The 15,782-nt window shown below is 71.1% G+C and carries 13 protein-coding genes and 1 riboswitch; of the genes, 7 read left to right on the top strand and 6 right to left on the bottom strand.

The features are described 5' to 3' along the window. Positions 1–201: 201 nt before the first annotated feature. Together cyc1 and P3H78_RS04885 are read left to right on the top strand one after the other, a co-directional pair. Positions 202–1,293: an epi-isozizaene synthase gene (gene cyc1, locus P3H78_RS04890; protein WP_276107513.1), complete on the top strand. Its 1,092-nt coding sequence runs from the start codon at positions 202–204 to the stop codon at positions 1,291–1,293. Next, entirely contained in the window at positions 1,290–2,666 is a 1,377-nt protein-coding gene (locus P3H78_RS04885; RefSeq protein ID WP_276107512.1) for a bifunctional albaflavenone monooxygenase/terpene synthase, read from the top strand. The genes cyc1 and P3H78_RS04885 overlap by 4 nt, the downstream gene beginning before the upstream one ends. 16 nt (positions 2,667–2,682) lie before the next feature. Here P3H78_RS04885 and P3H78_RS04880 read toward each other — a convergent pair whose 3' ends face one another. After that, complete coding sequence (locus P3H78_RS04880; protein ID WP_276107511.1) at positions 2,683–3,648, bottom strand: helix-turn-helix domain-containing protein; 966 nt, start codon at positions 3,646–3,648, stop codon at positions 2,683–2,685. A gap of 93 nt (positions 3,649–3,741) precedes the next feature. Between P3H78_RS04880 and P3H78_RS04875 the strand changes: the two genes are divergently transcribed. After that, positions 3,742–4,008, top strand: a complete 267-nt coding sequence (locus tag P3H78_RS04875; protein ID WP_276107510.1) for a hypothetical protein — start codon at positions 3,742–3,744, stop codon at positions 4,006–4,008. Here the strand turns inward: P3H78_RS04875 and P3H78_RS04870 are convergent. From P3H78_RS04870 to P3H78_RS04850, 5 genes are all read right to left on the bottom strand, one after another. Next, on the bottom strand, positions 3,921–4,934 hold the full coding sequence (locus P3H78_RS04870) for a ribonucleotide-diphosphate reductase subunit beta (protein WP_276107509.1): 1,014 nt from the start codon (positions 4,932–4,934) through the stop codon (positions 3,921–3,923). The genes P3H78_RS04875 and P3H78_RS04870 overlap by 88 nt on opposite strands. Beyond that, positions 4,934–7,309 (bottom strand): ribonucleoside-diphosphate reductase subunit alpha, encoded by a 2,376-nt coding sequence (locus P3H78_RS04865; protein ID WP_276107508.1) that lies wholly within the window; start codon positions 7,307–7,309, stop codon positions 4,934–4,936. Before P3H78_RS04865 ends, P3H78_RS04870 begins: the two co-directional genes overlap by 1 nt. 124 nt (positions 7,310–7,433) lie before the next feature. Beyond that, positions 7,434–7,572: riboswitch (cobalamin riboswitch) on the bottom strand. 167 nt (positions 7,573–7,739) lie between these two features. Further along, positions 7,740–9,368 carry a monocarboxylate uptake permease MctP gene (mctP, locus tag P3H78_RS04860; protein WP_276107507.1) on the bottom strand — a complete coding sequence of 543 codons (1,629 nt, stop codon included), beginning with the start codon at positions 9,366–9,368 and terminating at the stop codon, positions 7,740–7,742. Next, positions 9,365–9,634, bottom strand: a complete 270-nt coding sequence (locus tag P3H78_RS04855) for a DUF3311 domain-containing protein (protein WP_276107506.1) — start codon at positions 9,632–9,634, stop codon at positions 9,365–9,367. Before P3H78_RS04855 ends, mctP begins: the two co-directional genes overlap by 4 nt. A 193-nt stretch (positions 9,635–9,827) precedes the next feature. Beyond that, positions 9,828–10,592 carry a GntR family transcriptional regulator gene (locus P3H78_RS04850; protein WP_276107505.1) on the bottom strand — a complete coding sequence of 255 codons (765 nt, stop codon included), beginning with the start codon at positions 10,590–10,592 and terminating at the stop codon, positions 9,828–9,830. Between the two features lie 449 nt (positions 10,593–11,041). On the opposite strand from P3H78_RS04850, the gene P3H78_RS04845 reads away from it, so the two are divergent. From P3H78_RS04845 to P3H78_RS04830, 4 genes are all read left to right on the top strand, one after another. Continuing rightward, positions 11,042–12,322 (top strand): extracellular solute-binding protein, encoded by a 1,281-nt coding sequence (locus tag P3H78_RS04845; protein ID WP_276107504.1) that lies wholly within the window; start codon positions 11,042–11,044, stop codon positions 12,320–12,322. 75 nt (positions 12,323–12,397) lie between these two features. Next, entirely contained in the window at positions 12,398–13,384 is a 987-nt protein-coding gene (locus P3H78_RS04840) for a carbohydrate ABC transporter permease (RefSeq protein WP_276107503.1), read from the top strand. Next, positions 13,381–14,223, top strand: a complete 843-nt coding sequence (locus P3H78_RS04835) for a carbohydrate ABC transporter permease (RefSeq protein ID WP_276107502.1) — start codon at positions 13,381–13,383, stop codon at positions 14,221–14,223. The genes P3H78_RS04840 and P3H78_RS04835 overlap by 4 nt, the downstream gene beginning before the upstream one ends. 9 nt (positions 14,224–14,232) lie before the next feature. Beyond that, the gene (locus P3H78_RS04830; protein WP_276107501.1) at positions 14,233–15,738 is read left to right on the top strand and encodes a glycoside hydrolase family 3 protein; all 1,506 of its coding nucleotides are present in this window, start codon (positions 14,233–14,235) and stop codon (positions 15,736–15,738) included. Positions 15,739–15,782: the final 44 nt, after the last annotated feature.

Genomic DNA, 15,782 nt, shown 5'->3' with positions numbered 1-15,782 from the left:
TTCGATCCGGCACACACCTTCATCGATTCATATTCAGTCACACAAGGGGATATTCGCGGCATCACGGGATGGTGGGTCCGCCAAATCCGTTCCCAGAACGGTCAGTTGTGGTGCTGAATGGTGAGAGCGGGGATACGCGACGGCGTGCGCCCGGCACGGCGGACGGGGTGCACGCCACTGGCGGCTGAGAGGGGCTTGTTCGTGCCAGCTTTCCCACACAGCACCACTTCTGCATCGGTTCCCACGGCGGTGGCGGTCCCACCGTCCCTCGCTCTCCCGGCGATCGAGACCGCGTTTCCCAGGCAACTGCACCCGTATTGGCCCAGGCTCCAGGAGAAGACACGGCGCTGGCTGCTGGATAAGCGGCTCATGTCGGCGGAGAAGGTCCGGGAATATGCCGACGGACTGTGCTACACCGACCTGATGGCGGGGTACTACACCGGCGCCCCCGACGAGGTCCTGCAGGCGATAGCCGACTACAGCGCGTGGTTCTTCGTCTGGGACGACCGCCACGACCGCGACATCGTGCACCACCGGCCGGACGCCTGGGGGCGGTTGCGGCGGGAGCTGCACACGGCGCTCGACGCGCCCGGGGACCACCTGCGCCATCCGGACCCGCTGGTCGCGGGGTTCGCGGACAGCGTGGCCCGGCTGTACTCCTTCCTGCCGCAGAGCTGGAACGCCCGCTTCGCGCGGCACTTCCACGCGGTCGTCGAGGCGTACGACAGGGAATTCCACAACCGCACCGAGGGAATCGTCCCCACGGTCCGCGAGTATCTGGAACTGCGCCGACTCACCTTTGCCCACTGGATCTGGACCGACCTGCTGGAGCCGAGCGCGGGGATCGAACTCCCGGACGACGTCAGGAAGAACCCCGCGTATCGACGGCCGGCGCTGCTGAGTCAGGAATTCGCCGCCTGGTACAACGACCTCTGCTCATTGCCCAAGGAAATCGCGGGCGACGAGGTGCACAATCTCGGGATCAGTCTCATCAAACACGAGGGACTCGATCTGGAGGAGGCCGAGTCGAACATCCGGCGGCGGATCGAGGAATGCATCTCCGAATTCATCGTGGCGGAGCAGGAGGGATTACGCTTCGCCGACGGCCTCGCGGACGGCACGGTGCGCGGAAAGGAAATCAGCGTCGCCGTGCGGGCCTGCCTCGGCAATATGCGGAACTGGTTCAGCTCCGTCTACTGGTTCCACCACGAGTCCGGCCGCTACATGGTCGACAGCTGGGACGACCGGTCCACGCCCCCGTACGTCAACAACGAAGCGGCAGGTGAGAAATGACCGTCGAGTCAGTGCAGCCCGAGGACCGGACCGAGGCCGCGGGCCGGCCGGCCGAGCCGCCGCTCGCCGGCGGCGCCGTCCCGGCCCTCGGCCACGGTCTGAAGCTGGTCCGCGACCCGCTGGGCTTCATGGCCCAACTGCGCGACCACGGCGACGTGGTCCGTCTGCGGCTCGGCCCCAAGACGGTGTACGCCGTCACCGCGCCCGCCCTCACCGGGGCCCTGGCGCTCAGCCCCGACTACATCATCTCCGGGCCGCTGTGGGAGTCCCTGGAGGACCTGCTCGGCAAGGAGGGCGTGGCCACCGCGAACGGCTCGCTCCACCGGCGCCAGCGGCGCACCATCCAGCCCGCCTTCCGGCTCGACGCCATCCCCGCCTACGGCCCGATCATGGAGGAGGAGGCGCACGCCCTGACCCGGCGCTGGCAGGGCGCGGGGACGGTGGACTGCACCGCCGAGTCGTTCCGGATCGCCGTGCGCGTCGCGGCCCGCTGCCTGCTGCGCGGCGCGTACATGGACGAGCGTGCGGAGCGGCTGAGCGGGGCGCTCGCCACCGTGTTCCGCGGCATGTACCGGCGGATGGTGGTCCCGCTCGGGCCGCTGTACCGGCTGCCGATCCCGGCCAACCGCGAATTCAACCGCGCACTGGCCGATTTGCATCTCCTGGTGGACGAGATCGTCGCCGAGCGCCGGGCATCCGGTCAAAAGCCGGACGATTTGCTGACGGCATTGCTGGAGGCGAAGGACGACAATGGCGACCCGATCGGGGAGCAGGAGATCCACGACCAGGTGGTCGCGATACTCACGCCGGGAAGCGAAACCATCGCCTCCACGATCATGTGGCTGATGCAGGTCCTTGCGGAGCATCCGGAACACGCCGACCGCATCCGCGCCGAGGTCGAATCCGTCACCGGCGGCCGGCCCGTCGCATTCGAGGACGTCCGGAAGCTCACCCACACCAACAATGTCATCGTGGAGACGATGCGTTTGCGGCCCGCCGTATGGATATTGACGCGGCGCGCGGTCACCGACACCGAACTCGGTGGCTATCGCATTCCGGCCGGGGCGGACATCGTGTACAGCCCGTACGCGGTCCAGCGCGATCCGCGTTCCTATGCGGACCACCTGGAGTTCGACCCCGACCGATGGCTTCCGGAGCGGTCCAAGGACGTACCGAAATTCGCCATGAGCCCGTTCAGCGTGGGCAACCGCAAGTGCCCCAGCGACCACTTCTCCATGGCGCAGCTGAGTCTGATCACGGCGGTCATGGCGACCGGCTTCCGGCTGGAACAGGTGCCCGGGTCCCGCGATGCCACCCGGGTGGGCATCACCCTGCGTCCGCACCGGCTGCTCGTGCGGGCGCTGCCGCGGTAGCCGGCCCGGCGCGCGTTCAGGCGGCCTCGGGGCCCCTGAACGTGCGCCGGTAGGCGTGCGGGGTGGTGCCGAGGGCGCGGGCGAACTGGTGGCGCAGCGCCGCCGCCGTGCCGAAGCCGGTGCGGCCGGCGATCGCGTCCAGCGTCTCGTCCGTCGCCTCCAGCAGCTCCTGCACCCGCAGGACCCGCTGCCGCAGGATCCACCGGTAGGGCGTCGTGCCCGTCTCCTGCTGGAAACGGCGGGCGAAGGTGCGCGGCGCCATGTGCGCGCGGGCGGCGAGCTGCTCGACGGTGACCTCGCGGTCGAGGTGCTCCTCCATCCAGACCAGCACCTCGCCGACGGTGTCGCACGAGGACCTGGGCAGCGGCCGCTCCACGTACTGGGCCTGGCCGCCGTCCCGGTGCGGCGGCACCACCATCCGGCGGGCGATCCGGTTGGCGACCTCCGGACCCTGCTCCTTGCGCACGATGTGCAGGCAGGCGTCGATACCGGCCGCCGTGCCGGCCGAGGTGATCACCGGGCCCTCGTCGACGTAGAGCACGTCCGGTTCGATGACCGCACGCGGGTGGCGCAGGGCGAGGTCCCGTGCGTGCCGCCAGTGCACGCTGCACCGCCGCCCGTCCAGCAGCCCGGCCGCGCCGAGCACGAAGACCCCGGAGCAGACGCTCAGCACCCGCGCGCCCCGGTCCACCGCCCGCACCAGGGCGGCGAGCAGCTCGGGCGGATAGGAGCGGGTGGCGTAGGCGTCGCCCGCCGGCACGGCGATCAGGTCCGCCTGCTCCAGCCGGTCCAGGCCGTACGGCGTGGCGACACTGAGGCCGCCGACATGGGTGCCGAGCTGCGGGCCCTCGGCCGAGACCACGGCGAAGTCGTACGCCGGCAGTCCGTCGTCGCTGCGGTCGATGCCGAACACCTCGCACACGACGCCCAGTTCGAAGGGGTGCACGCCGTCCAGCAGGACGGCGGCCACGTTCTTCAGCATGCTCCCAGTGTGCCTCGCGAATGGCAGGAATTCGAGGGTGCGCGGCAGTCCTGCCACTCACGGTCAGGAGCGTCCGGCGCCACAGTGGTGTCCATGGATACGACACAGCTGCACGGCCTGATCGGAATGGTCGCCGTCCTCGGCATCCTTGCCCTCCTGGTCCTCCCCTCCGCGCTCGGCATCGCGCACGACCGGCGCGTCGACCGCCGGATCAGGGAGGCCCAGGAGGCCCTGGGCGGGGCCCGGCCCGCGGCCGGACCCCGCCGCCGGGATCAGAAGTCCTCGTCGAGGTCGACGGTGCCCTCCACCGCCACCTGGTACGCCGAGGGCCGCCGCTCGAAGAAGTTCGTCAGCTCCTGAACCCCCTGGAGCTCCATGAAGGAGAAGGGGTTCTCGGAGCCGTACACCGGGGCGAAGCCGAGGCGCACCAGACGCTGGTCGGCCACGCACTCCAGGTACTGCCGCATGGAGTCGGTGTTCATCCCCGGGAGGCCGTCGCCGCACAGGTCGCGCGCGAACTGGAGCTCGGCCTCGACGGCCTCCCGCAGCATGTCGGTGACCTGCTGCCGGAGCGCGTCGTCGAACAGGCCGGGCTCCTCCTTGCGGACGGTGTCGACCACCTCGAAGGCGAAGGACATGTGCATCGTCTCGTCGCGGAACACCCAGTTGGTGCCGGTGGCCAGTCCGTGCAGCAGGCCGCGGCTGCGGAACCAGTAGACGTAGGCGAAGGCGCCGTAGAAGAACAGGCCCTCGATGCACGCCGCGAAGCAGATCAGGTTGAGCAGGAAGCGGCGGCGGTCGGCCTGCGTCTCCAGGCGGTCCAGCTTCTCGACCGAGTCCATCCAGCGGAAGCAGAACTCCGCCTTCTCCCGGATGGAGGGGATGTTCTCCACGGCCGCGAAGGCGGCGGACCGGTCCTCCGGGTCGGGCAGGTAGGTGTCCAGCAGGGTCAGGTAGAACTGGACGTGCACGGCCTCCTCGAACAGCTGGCGCGACAGGTACAGGCGCGCCTCCGGGGAGTTGATGTGCTTGTACAGCGTCAGCACCAGGTTGTTCGCGACGATCGAGTCGCCCGTCGCGAAGAACGCCACCAGACGGCCGATGAGGTGCTGCTCGGCCGGGGACAGTTTCGCGAGGTCGGCGACGTCGGAGTGGAGGTCGACCTCCTCCACGGTCCAGGTGTTCTTGATGGCGTCCCGGTAGCGCTCGTAGAAGTCGGGGTAGCGCATGGGGCGCAGGGTCAGCTCGAAGCCCGGGTCGAGGAGGTTGGTGGTACGGGCGGTCATCACTGGCAGGCCTCGCAGGACTCGGGGTTCTCAAGGGAGCAGGCGACGGCGTCGGGGTCGGACACCTGCTGGACGGGGATGGGGGCCTGGGTCCGCGCCCGGCCCTGGGCCGCGCGGGCGATGCGGGTCGCCGGGCGCGAGCGGAGGTAGTACGTCGTCTTCAGGCCCTGCTTCCAGGCGTACGCGTACATCGAGGAGAGCTTCCCGATGGTCGGCGTCTCCAGGAAGAGGTTCAGGGACTGGGACTGGTCCAGGTACGGGGTGCGCGCCGCCGCCATGTCGATCAGGCCGCGCTGCGGGATCTCCCACGCCGTGCGGTACAGGTGCCGGACCTCCTCGGGGATCCAGGCGAAGTCCTGCACCGATCCGTTGGCGTCGCGCAGCGCCTCACGGGTACGGGCGTCCCAGACGCCCAGCTCCTTCAGCTCGTTCACCAGGTAGGTGTTGACCTGGAGGAACTCCCCGGAGAGGGTCTCGCGCTTGAACAGGTTCGAGACCTGCGGCTCGATGCACTCGTAGACGCCGGCGATCGAGGCGATGGTGGCGGTCGGCGCGATCGCGAGGAGCAGCGCGTTGCGCATGCCGACGGCGGCGACGCGCTCGCGCAGGGCCGCCCAGCGCTCCGGCCAGGTCCGCTCCACGTCGAAGTGGTCGGGGTGCAGGACACCGCGGGCCGTGCGGGTCTTCTCCCAGGCGGGCAGCGGGCCGTGGCGCTCGGCCAGGTCCGCGGAGGCCTCGTACGCCGCGAGCATGATGCGCTCGGCGATCCGGGTGGACAGCGCGCGGGCCTCCGGCGAGTCGAAGGGCAGCCGCAGCTTGAAGAAGACGTCCTGCAGCCCCATCGCGCCGAGGCCCACCGGACGCCACCGGGCGTTCGAGCGGCCCGCCTGCTCGGTGGGATAGAAGTTGATGTCCACCACGCGGTCCAGGAAGGTGACCGCCGTGCGGACCGTCTCGTCCAGACGCTCCCAGTCGACGTCCCCGTCCACCACGAACGCGCCGAGGTTGACCGAGCCGAGGTTGCAGACCGCGGTCTCGCCGTCGTCGGTGACCTCCAGGATCTCCGTGCAGAGGTTGGAGGAGTGGACGACGTGGCCCGGATCGGCGGTCTGGTTCGCGGTGCGGTTGGCGGCGTCCTTGAAGGTCATCCAGCCGTTGCCGGTCTGCGCGAGGGTGCGCATCATGCGGCCGTACAGGTCCCGGGCCGGCAGCGTCCGGCGGGCCAGTCCCGCGGCCTCCGCCCTGCGGTAGGCCGCGTCGAACTCCTCGCCCCACAGGTCGACCAGCTCGGGCACGTCGGCCGGGGAGAACAGCGACCACGGCCCGTCGGCGGCGACCCGGCGCATGAACTCGTCCGGGATCCAGTGCGCGAGGTTGAGGTTGTGGGTGCGGCGGGCGTCCTCGCCGGTGTTGTCGCGCAGCTCCAGGAACTCCTCGATGTCGGAGTGCCAGGTCTCCAGGTAGACCGCGGCGGCGCCCTTGCGCCGGCCGCCCTGGTTCACCGCGGCGACCGAGGCGTCCAGCGTCTTCAGGAACGGGACGACGCCGTTGGAGTGCCCGTTGGTGCCGCGGATGAGGGAACCGCGGGAGCGGATCCGGGAGTAGGCGATGCCGATGCCGCCGGCGTGCTTGGACAGGCGGGCCACCTGGAGGTAGCGCTCGTAGATGGAGTCCAGCTCGTCCTTGGGGGAGTCCAGCAGGTAGCAGGACGACATCTGCGGGTGGCGCGTGCCGGAGTTGAACAGGGTGGGCGAGGACGGGAGGTAGTCCAGGCGGCTCATGAGCCCGTAGAGCGCCGCGACCTCGTCGACGGACCGCGCGGTGTCGTCCTCGGCGAGGCCGCAGGCGACGCGCAGCAGGAAGTGCTGGGGCGTCTCGATCACCTGGCGGGTGATCGGGTGGCGGAGCAGGTAGCGGCTGTGCAGGGTGCGCAGGCCGAAGTAGCCGAAGCGGTCGTCGGCGGCCGGGTCGGCCAGTGCGTCCAGCCGGGCGGCGTGCAGTTCCACGAACGCGGCGGTCCGGTCGGCGACGAGGCCCTCCCGGTGCCCGACGGCGACCGACTCGGTGAAGGAGGCGACGCCCTGCGTGGCGGCCTCGGCGCGGATGCCGACGGTCAGCAGCCGGGCGGCCAGCTTCGAGTACGCGGGGTCCTCGGAGATGAGTCCGGCGGCCGCCTCGGTGGCCAGCTCGCGCAGCTCCGCCTCGTCGGCGCGGGCCGACCGCCCGCGCAGCGCGGCGGCCGCGACCCGGCCGGGGTCGGCGTCGGGGAGGTCGGCGGTCAGCCCGGTCAGCAGCCGCAGCAGCGCGGCTCCGGGGCCGTCCGCGTCGGTCTCGGCCGGTGTCGCTGAAGCCGGATCGGCTGGCGCGATGGTCACGTGGGGCTCTCCCTCGCTCGGCGCGGGGACCTCGGCGAGGGCAGGGGGCGGCACACGAGCGCGCGGGGCGTCGCGTCCACCGGCCCATTCCGCGAGGCCCGGACGTCAGGGCACCCGGACCGGACGGCCGGGCGCACTGTCGGCAGGTCCTCGGACTGACGCGAGTGCGGGCCCGTTCCAGGACGGACGCGCACAAGTACACCGTTGCGGGACAGTTCCGGATTCGCACCGGATTCCCCTGCGGCGACAGCGAGCATGAGCATACATCTTGTGCCGGGCTGCGGTGGCACCCCCAGATGTAGTGGCGTTGCCGTGTCGGAGCGTCAACTCATGGGTGAGGAGAGTGATGCCGCCGGACGGCGCCGGACATGCCGACGGGCCGCCGGAGGGGTCCGGCGGCCCGTCGGCCGGGTGCGCCGTGCGCGGTCCCTCAGTGCGCGGCGCCCGCCGTCGCCGGCGGCAGGTCCGTCTGCACGCCCGCGTCGCCGGCGTCCGCGGTGTAGTCCCCGGGCCGGGTCTCGTCGGTTCCCTCAGGGGCCTTCAGCGCCCGCAGGGCGAGTGTCAGGACCACCGAGACCACCACGTTGAGCACGAAGGCCGTCAGGCCGATGTAGCCGATCTCGCCGATGCCCGGGATCTCCTTCGCCGAACCGCCGAAGTGCTTCTGCGTCGGCGAGGCCACGCCGTAGGCCGCGGCCGTGCCGTAGACCATGCCGACCGCCCAGCCCGCGAGCAGCGCCCAGCGGTGGAACCAGCGGGTGAACAGGCCGCCGACCAGTGCCGGGAAGGTCTGCAGGATCCAGATGCCGCCGAGCAGCTGGAAGTTGATGGCCACCGTCTTGTCCATCGTCAGGACGAAGACCAGGGCGCCCACCTTCACCAGCAGGGACACGATCTTGGAGACCCGGGTCTCCTCCTGCGGTGTGGCGTCCGGCCGGATGAAGTCCTTGTAGATGTTGCGGGTGAACAGGTTCGCGGCCGCGATCGACATGATGGCCGCCGGCACCAGCGCGCCGATGGCGATCGCGGCGAACGCGACGCCCGCGAACCAGGACGGGAACATGTTCTCGAACAGCTGCGGGATGGCCAGCTGGCCGTTCTGCACCTTCACCCCGGCCGCGATCGCCATGAAGCCCAGCAGCGCCAGCAGGCCGAGCATCAGGGAGTACAGCGGCAGGATCGTGGTGTTGCGGCGGATGACCTCACGGCTGCGGGACGACAGGGTCGCCGTGATCGAGTGCGGGTACATGAAGAGCGCCAGCGCCGAGCCGAGGGCCAGGGTGGCGTACGTCCACTGCCCGGCCTCGGGGGGAGCGAGCGCGCCCCGGGGCTTGCCGGTGGCCGGGTTGGTCTGGGCGAAGGCCTGGCCGGCCTTGGTGAAGATCTCGTCGAACCCGCCCAGCTTGATCGGGATGTAGATGATCGCCACCGCGATGACGATGTAGATCAGCGCGTCCTTCACGAACGCGATCAGCGCGGGCGCCCGCAGGCCCGAGGAGTACGTGTACGCCGCGAGCACGCCGAAGGCGATCAGCAGCGGCAGGTCCTTGACGAACCAGTTGGTGGTGTCGCCGCCGCCGACGCCCATGACGTCCAGCACGGCCTGGATGCCGACCAGTTGGAGCGCGATGTACGGCATCGTCGCGAGGATGCCGGTGAGCGCCACCGCGAGCGACAGCCCCTTGGAACCGAACCGGCCGCGCACGAAGTCCGAGGTCGTCACGTACCCGTGCCGGTGGGACACCGACCACAGCCGGGGCAGGAAGGTGAAGATGAGCGGGTAGACCAGGATCGTGTACGGCACCGCGAAGAAGCCGGCCGCGCCCGTCGCGTAGATCGCCGCCGGCACGGCCACGAAGGTGTACGCGGTGTACAGGTCGCCGCCCAGCAGGAACCACGTGATCCAGGTGCCGAACGACCGGCCGCCCAGGCCCCATTCGTCGAGGCTGTGCTCGTTGTCCGACCGGCGCCAGCGCGCCGCGAGGAACCCCATGACGGTGACGAGGAGGAAGAAGAAGATGCAGACGCCGAGCGCGACGCCGTTCACGCCGTCCTTCATTCGGACGCACCCCCCTCGGCGGCCGGAGCGGTGCGGGTGCGCTGGTCGCGCCGCCACAGCTGGTGGGCGAGCACCGTGAGGCCCGTGGAGACGACCACCCAGAGCATCTGGTACCAGTAGAAGAAGGGGATGCCGGCGAGCGCCGGGTCCACCTTCGCGTAGGAGCCCACCCACAGCAGCGCCACGAACGGCGCGAGGAGGCACAGGGCGATGACGACCCGGACGGGCGTCACCACCACTCTGCCGGTATCCGGGGCATTCGACATCGGACGACTCCGTCCCCTCGCTGATCACCTGTGTAATGCGCAGGCAATCTAGGTCACGGTGTCTGGGCAGCGGAACCCCTCGTCCGCATAACGGTCCGGCCAACGGCCGCGGACGGCAGGCGAATCCCCCTTGAGGGTCCCTCTCCCGAGAGATCCGTCCACTTCCGTTCGAACCGGGGCCGACCCGGACGGGTCAGTCCTGGGGGCGCTTGAGCCGGGCGACGAACTTGTAGCGGTCGCCGCGGTACACCGAGCGCACCCACTCCACCGGCCGGCCCTGGCGGTCCAGCGAGTGCCGGGAGAGCAGCAGCATCGGCAGACCCACGTCGGTGCCGAGCAGGCCCGCCTCGCGCGGGGTGGCCAGCGAGGTCTCGATGGTCTCCTCCGCCTCGGCGAGGTGGACGTCGTAGACCTCGGCGAGCGCGGTGTAGAGCGAGGTGTACTTCACCAGGCTGCGCCGCAGTGCCGGGAAGCGCTTGGCGGACAGGTGCGTCGTCTCTATGGCCATCGGCTCGCCGTTGGCCATGCGCAGCCGCTCGATGCGCAGCACACGGCCCCCGGCCGTGATGTCGAGCAGCCCGGCGAGCCGGTCGTCGGCGGTGACGTAGCCGACGTCCAGCAGCTGCGAGGTCGGCTCCAGGCCCTGGGCGCGCATGTCCTCGGTGTAGGAGGTCAGCTGCAGCGCCTGCGAGACCTTCGGTTTGGCGACGAAGGTTCCCTTGCCCTGGATCCGTTCGAGCCGGCCCTCGACGACCAGCTCCTGCAGGGCCTGGCGGACGGTGGTGCGGGACGTGTCGAACTCGGCCGCCAATGTCCGCTCCGGCGGCACCGGCGTGCCGGGCGGCAGCGTCTCCGTCATGTCGAGCAGGTGCTTCTTCAGGCGGTAGTACTTGGGCACGCGCGCGGTACGGACGGTCGTCCCACTCTCGTTATCCGCACTGCTGACGTCGGTGCTCATGCTCTGCCTTCCCGGCTCCGGTGCCGAAGCGGCCGACAGACCCGTCGGCCGCGGCTCACATCGTGGCACGGCTTCGTGTGCCGGGCGGCCACCCGGACGCTCCGTGATCTCCTGTATACCGTCGAGGGCCGGGTTGGTCTAGTCCATACCCCCGGCCGGGGCGGTGGCCCGGCCCCGCGGGTCCGCCCGGATGTGTCCGCGGGCCGCCGGTGGTCCACCCCGGCCGGCCGCCCGTTTCGCCGGACGGGCAATGAAAGGTCCCTGCATATCGCGGTCCCGTAACGGACCGCGGAGGGCCGTCCGAACTCCCTTGACAGCCCTATTGGTCTGGGCCAAGCTCCCCCCTACTGGTCTACACCATTGGTCCAGTCCCGGCCCCACGGGCGGTGCGCGCTCAGCTCAAACCGCGGGGAGGCAGGGGGGTTTGTGGGATCCCTGAGGAGGGTGGCGTGAAGCGCAAGCTGACAGCCGCGATCGGTATCGCGGGCATGGTGGTCTCCATCGCGGCGTGCGGGAGCGGCAAGGACGGGGGAGCGACGGGCGGCGCGGACGCCAAGGAACTGACCGTCTGGCTCACCGTGGACGCGCAGAACAACTGGCCGGGACTGGTGAAGGCCGCCGACGCCGCTGTGCGGAAGAACCACCCCGGCCTCACGATCAAGCACGAGTACTACGGCTGGCCGGACAAGAACACCAAGCTGGACGCCGTCCTCGCCACCGACAAGGCCCCCGACGTCGTCGAGATGGGCAACACCGAGATGCTCGGCTACATGGTGAAGGGCGCCTTCGCCCCGGTCGACCCGGCGAAGTTCACCAACTCCGCCGCCTGGCTCGACGGCCTCAAGTCCTCGGTGACCTACGACGGGAAGACGTACGGCGTGCCCTACTACGCCGGCGGCCGCGTCGCCGACTGGCGCAAGGACGTCTTCGCGGACGCGGGCGTGAAGACCGTCCCGAAGACCTACCGGCAGCTCACCGCCGACCTGGACAAGGTGCAGAAGAAGCAGGGCGGCACGTTCAGCGCCTGGTACCAGCCCACCCGCGACTGGTACGCGGCCATGTCCTTCGTCTACGACGCCGGCGGCTCCATCGCCCGGCAGGAGGGCGGCCGGTGGAAGGGCGACCTCTCCTCGCCCGCGTCCCAAAAGGGCCTCACCGAGTTCAAGCGCGTCGTCGACACCTACATGCACGGCGACCGGACCAAGGACGAGTCCGACCGGTACATCGTCTACGGCCAGGGCAGGTCGGGCATGATCTTCGGCGCCGCCTGGGAGGGCGCCACCGCCGCCGACCCGAAGAACGACCGGACCGGCAAACTGAAGGACAACCTCGAGAACTTCGTGATGCCCGGCCCGTCCGGCAGGAACATGCCGGTCTTCCTCGGCGGCTCGGACCTCGCGGTCCCGGTGAAGTCCCGGGCGCAGGCGCTCGCCGCCGAATGGATCAACGCCTTCACCGGTCCGGCCGGCCAGAAGGGCCTGATGGCCAAGGGCAACCTGCCCAACAACAAGACCGACCTCGCGACCCTCAGGAACGACCCCGCGACGGCCGTCCCGGCCACCGCCGCCGAGTCCAACTGGTTCGTCCCGATGGCCCCCGGGTGGGGCCGGATCGAGAAGGCCCAGGTGCTGCAGACCATGCTGCAGGACATCGGCACCGGCAAGAAGTCCGTCGCGGACGCCGCCAAGGAGGCGGACGCCGCGATCGACAAGGTCGTCAACACCAAGTGACCCGGGTGCGGGGCCCCGTCCGCCGGCCGGGCCCCGCCTCCCGCACGACCGCAAGGGACCGCTGAGGAGCGCGCGATGAGTGCCGCAGACACGACCACCCCCGCCAAGGCGCCCCCACCGCGGCCGGCGCCCCCACCGGCCGCCGCCGCCCGGCCCCGCGGACGGCGGACCCCGGGCGCCGGCGCCACGCCCTGGCTGCTGCTCGCGCCCTGCCTGCTGATCCTGGCCCTGGTCATGGCGTATCCGCTGGTCCGGCTGGTCACCCTGTCCTTCCAGAAGTTCGGCCAGCCGCAGCTGTGGGGCTTCCAGCCCGCCGACTGGGTCGGGTTCGCCAACTTCTCCGCCGTGCTGGGCGACGGCGAGTTCTGGGCCGTGGTCCTGCGCACCGTCGTCCTCGCGGGCGGCAGCGTGCTCGCCACCATGGTGGGCGGCATGGCGGTCGCCCTGCTCCTCCGGCGGGTCTCCGGCTGGCTCAGGACCCTGATCAACATCGTGCTGGTGGTCGGCTGGGGCATGCCGGTGATCGTCGCCACCACCGTCTTCAAGTGGCTCTTCGACTCCGACTACGGCGTCCTCAACGCCCTGCTCAGCAAGGTGCCCGGGGTCGGGATGATCGGCCACAACTGGTTCGCGAGCGGGCCCGAGGGCCTGACCGTGATCATGCTGCTGGTGGTGTGGGGCGCCGTCCCCTTCGTGGTCATCACCCTCGGCGCGGGACTGACCCAGGTGCCCCGGGAGCTGGAGGAGGCCGCACGCCTCGACGGCGCCGGCGCCTGGGGCGTCTTCCGCTACGTCACCCTGCCCGTGCTCAAGCCGATCGTCGTGATGCTCACGACCCTGTCCGTCATCTGGGACATGGGCGTCTTCCCGCAGGTGTTCGTCATGCGCGGCGGCCACCCCGAGGCGGACTTCCAGGTCCTCAACACCTACTCCTACGACCGGGCCTTCGTGGTCGACGACTACGCGCAGGGCTCCGCCATCGCCCTGGTCACCGTGGTGCTGCTGCTCGGCGTGGTCGCCGTCTACATGCGCCAGATGCTGAAGATCGGAGAGGTCGAATGAGCACCCTCGCCCCGCCCGGCCGCCGCCGCACCCGGCTCGGCTGGAACCTGCTCGGCCTGGTCGTGCTCGTCACCGCCGGCTTCCCCCTGTACTGGATGCTCGTCACGGCCTTCAAACCGGCCGGGGACGCCATCGACCCCGACCCCGACCTGCTGCCCCGCAGCCTCACGCTCGGCAACTTCCGGCGGGCGCTCGACATCGCCGACTTCTGGGGGCCGGTCGGCCGCAGCCTCGTCGTGTCCCTGTCCGTCGTGGTCATCGGCATGATCGTCGGCATGCTGGCCGCGCTCGCCCTCTCCCGCTTCGTCTTCCGCGGCCGCCGCGCCGTCGTCGTCGGCATCCTGGCCGTCCAGATGGTCCCGCTGGTCGCCATGATCATCCCGGTCTTCCTGCTGCTGAACGACCTGGGGCAGTACGACCGGCTCACCGGCCTGATCATCACCTACCTGACCTTCGTCCTCCCCTTCACGGTGTGGACGCTGCGCGGGTTCATCGTCAACATCCCCCGGGAGCTGGAGGAGGCGGCCATGGTCGACGGCTGTTCCCGGACCGGCGCCTTCGTCCGGGTGGTCCTCCCGCTGCTCGCCCCCGGCATGGTCGCCACCTCGGTCTACGGTTTCATCCAGGCCTGGAACGAGTACCTCTACGCCCTGATGCTGCTGAGCCAGGAGCACCAGACCGCCACCGTCTGGCTCGGCAACTTCACCACCAAGCACGGCACCGAGTACGCGCCCATGATGGCCGGTGCCACGATGATGGCCGTGCCGATCGTCGTGCTCTTCCTCCTGGTCCAGCGAAGGATGGCCGCGGGCCTGACCGCGGGCGCCGTGAAGGGATAACGCCACCCGATGACGACATTCGCCCGCGGAACCGACACCCTCACCCGCGACGCGCTGACGGTCCTCCAGCCCGGCTTCACCGGGACAACGGCCCCCGACTGGCTGCTGCGCCGGCTGGGGGAGGGGCTGGCCTCGGTCGGGCTGTTCGGACGCAACATCGCCTCGCCCGCGCAGCTGGCCGCGCTCACCGCCCAGCTGCGCGCCGAGCGGGAGGACGTGCTGGTCGCGATCGACGAGGAGGGCGGGGACGTCACCCGCCTGGAGGTGCACACCGGCTCCAGCTTCCCCGGCAACCACGCCCTCGGCGCGGTCGACGACACGGGGCTCACCCGGGACGTGGCCCGCGAACTCGGCCGCCGCCTCGCGGCCTGCGGCGTCAACCTGAACTGGGCCCCCTCCGCCGACGTGAACTCCGATCCCGGCAACCCGGTCATCGGGGTCCGCTCCTTCGGCGCCGACCCCGCGCTCGTCGCCCGGCACACCGCCGCCTACGTCACCGGGCTGCAGAGCGCGGGCGTGGCCGCCTGCACCAAGCACTTCCCCGGGCACGGCGACACCGCCGTCGACTCCCACCACGCCCTGCCGCGCATCGACGCCGGCACCCGGATGCTGCACTCCCGCGACCTGGCCCCCTTCCGGGCCGCCGTGGCCGCGGGCACCAAGGCGGTGATGAGCGCGCACATCCTGGTCCCCGCCCTCGACCCGGACCGCCCCGCGACCCTGTCCCGCACGGTGCTGACCGACCTGCTGCGCGGGGAGCTCGGCCACACCGGCCCGATCGTCACCGACGGCATGGAGATGCGGGCCGTGGCGGACGCCTACGGCATCGAGCGCGGCAGCGTCCTGGCCGTCGCCGCGGGCGCCGACGCGATCTGCGTGGGCGGCGGCCTGGCCGACGACGAGACGGTACGGAGGCTGCGGGACGCCCTGGTGGCCGCGGTCCGTGCCGGCGAGCTGCCCGAGGAGCGGCTGGCCGACGCGGCCGACCGGGTGCGCGCGCTCGCCCGCTGGACCTCGGGTGCGGCCCGGGGCACGCGGGACGTCGCCGGCGACGACACGGTCGGCCTGCGGGCGGCCCGCCGCGCCCTGCGGGCCACCGCCCGGGACCCCTTCGTGCCGCTCGCCGCACCGCCCTACGTCGCCGCCCTGACCCCGGTCGCCAACATCGCGGTGGGCGACGAGACCCCGTGGGGCGTGGCCGCGGAGCTGTGCCGGCTGCTGCCCGGGACCGGGACCGGCGGCTTCACCGGCACGGACGCGGGCGGCGCGGCGCTCGCGGCGGCGGGTTCCCGGCGGGTGGTCGCCGTGGTGCGCGACGAGCACCGCCACCCCTGGATGGCGGCGGCGCTCGACACCCTGCTGGCGGCCCGCCCGGACACCGTCGTCGTGGAGATGGGCGTCCCCGAGGCGGCCCCGCGCGGCGCCCTCCACCTGGCGACCCACGGCGCGGCCCGGGTCTGCGGCCTCGCCGCGGCCGAGGTCATCGCGGGCGTGCCGGTGAGGGGGCGGGCGTAGCGGGACGGGCGCGGCCGTGGGCGGCGCCCCCATGACGGCGAAGG

Source organism: Streptomyces tropicalis (assembly GCF_029269835.1).
Classification (GTDB): domain Bacteria; phylum Actinomycetota; class Actinomycetes; order Streptomycetales; family Streptomycetaceae; genus Streptomyces; species Streptomyces tropicalis.
This window is presented reverse-complemented; position numbering and strand designations above follow the sequence as displayed.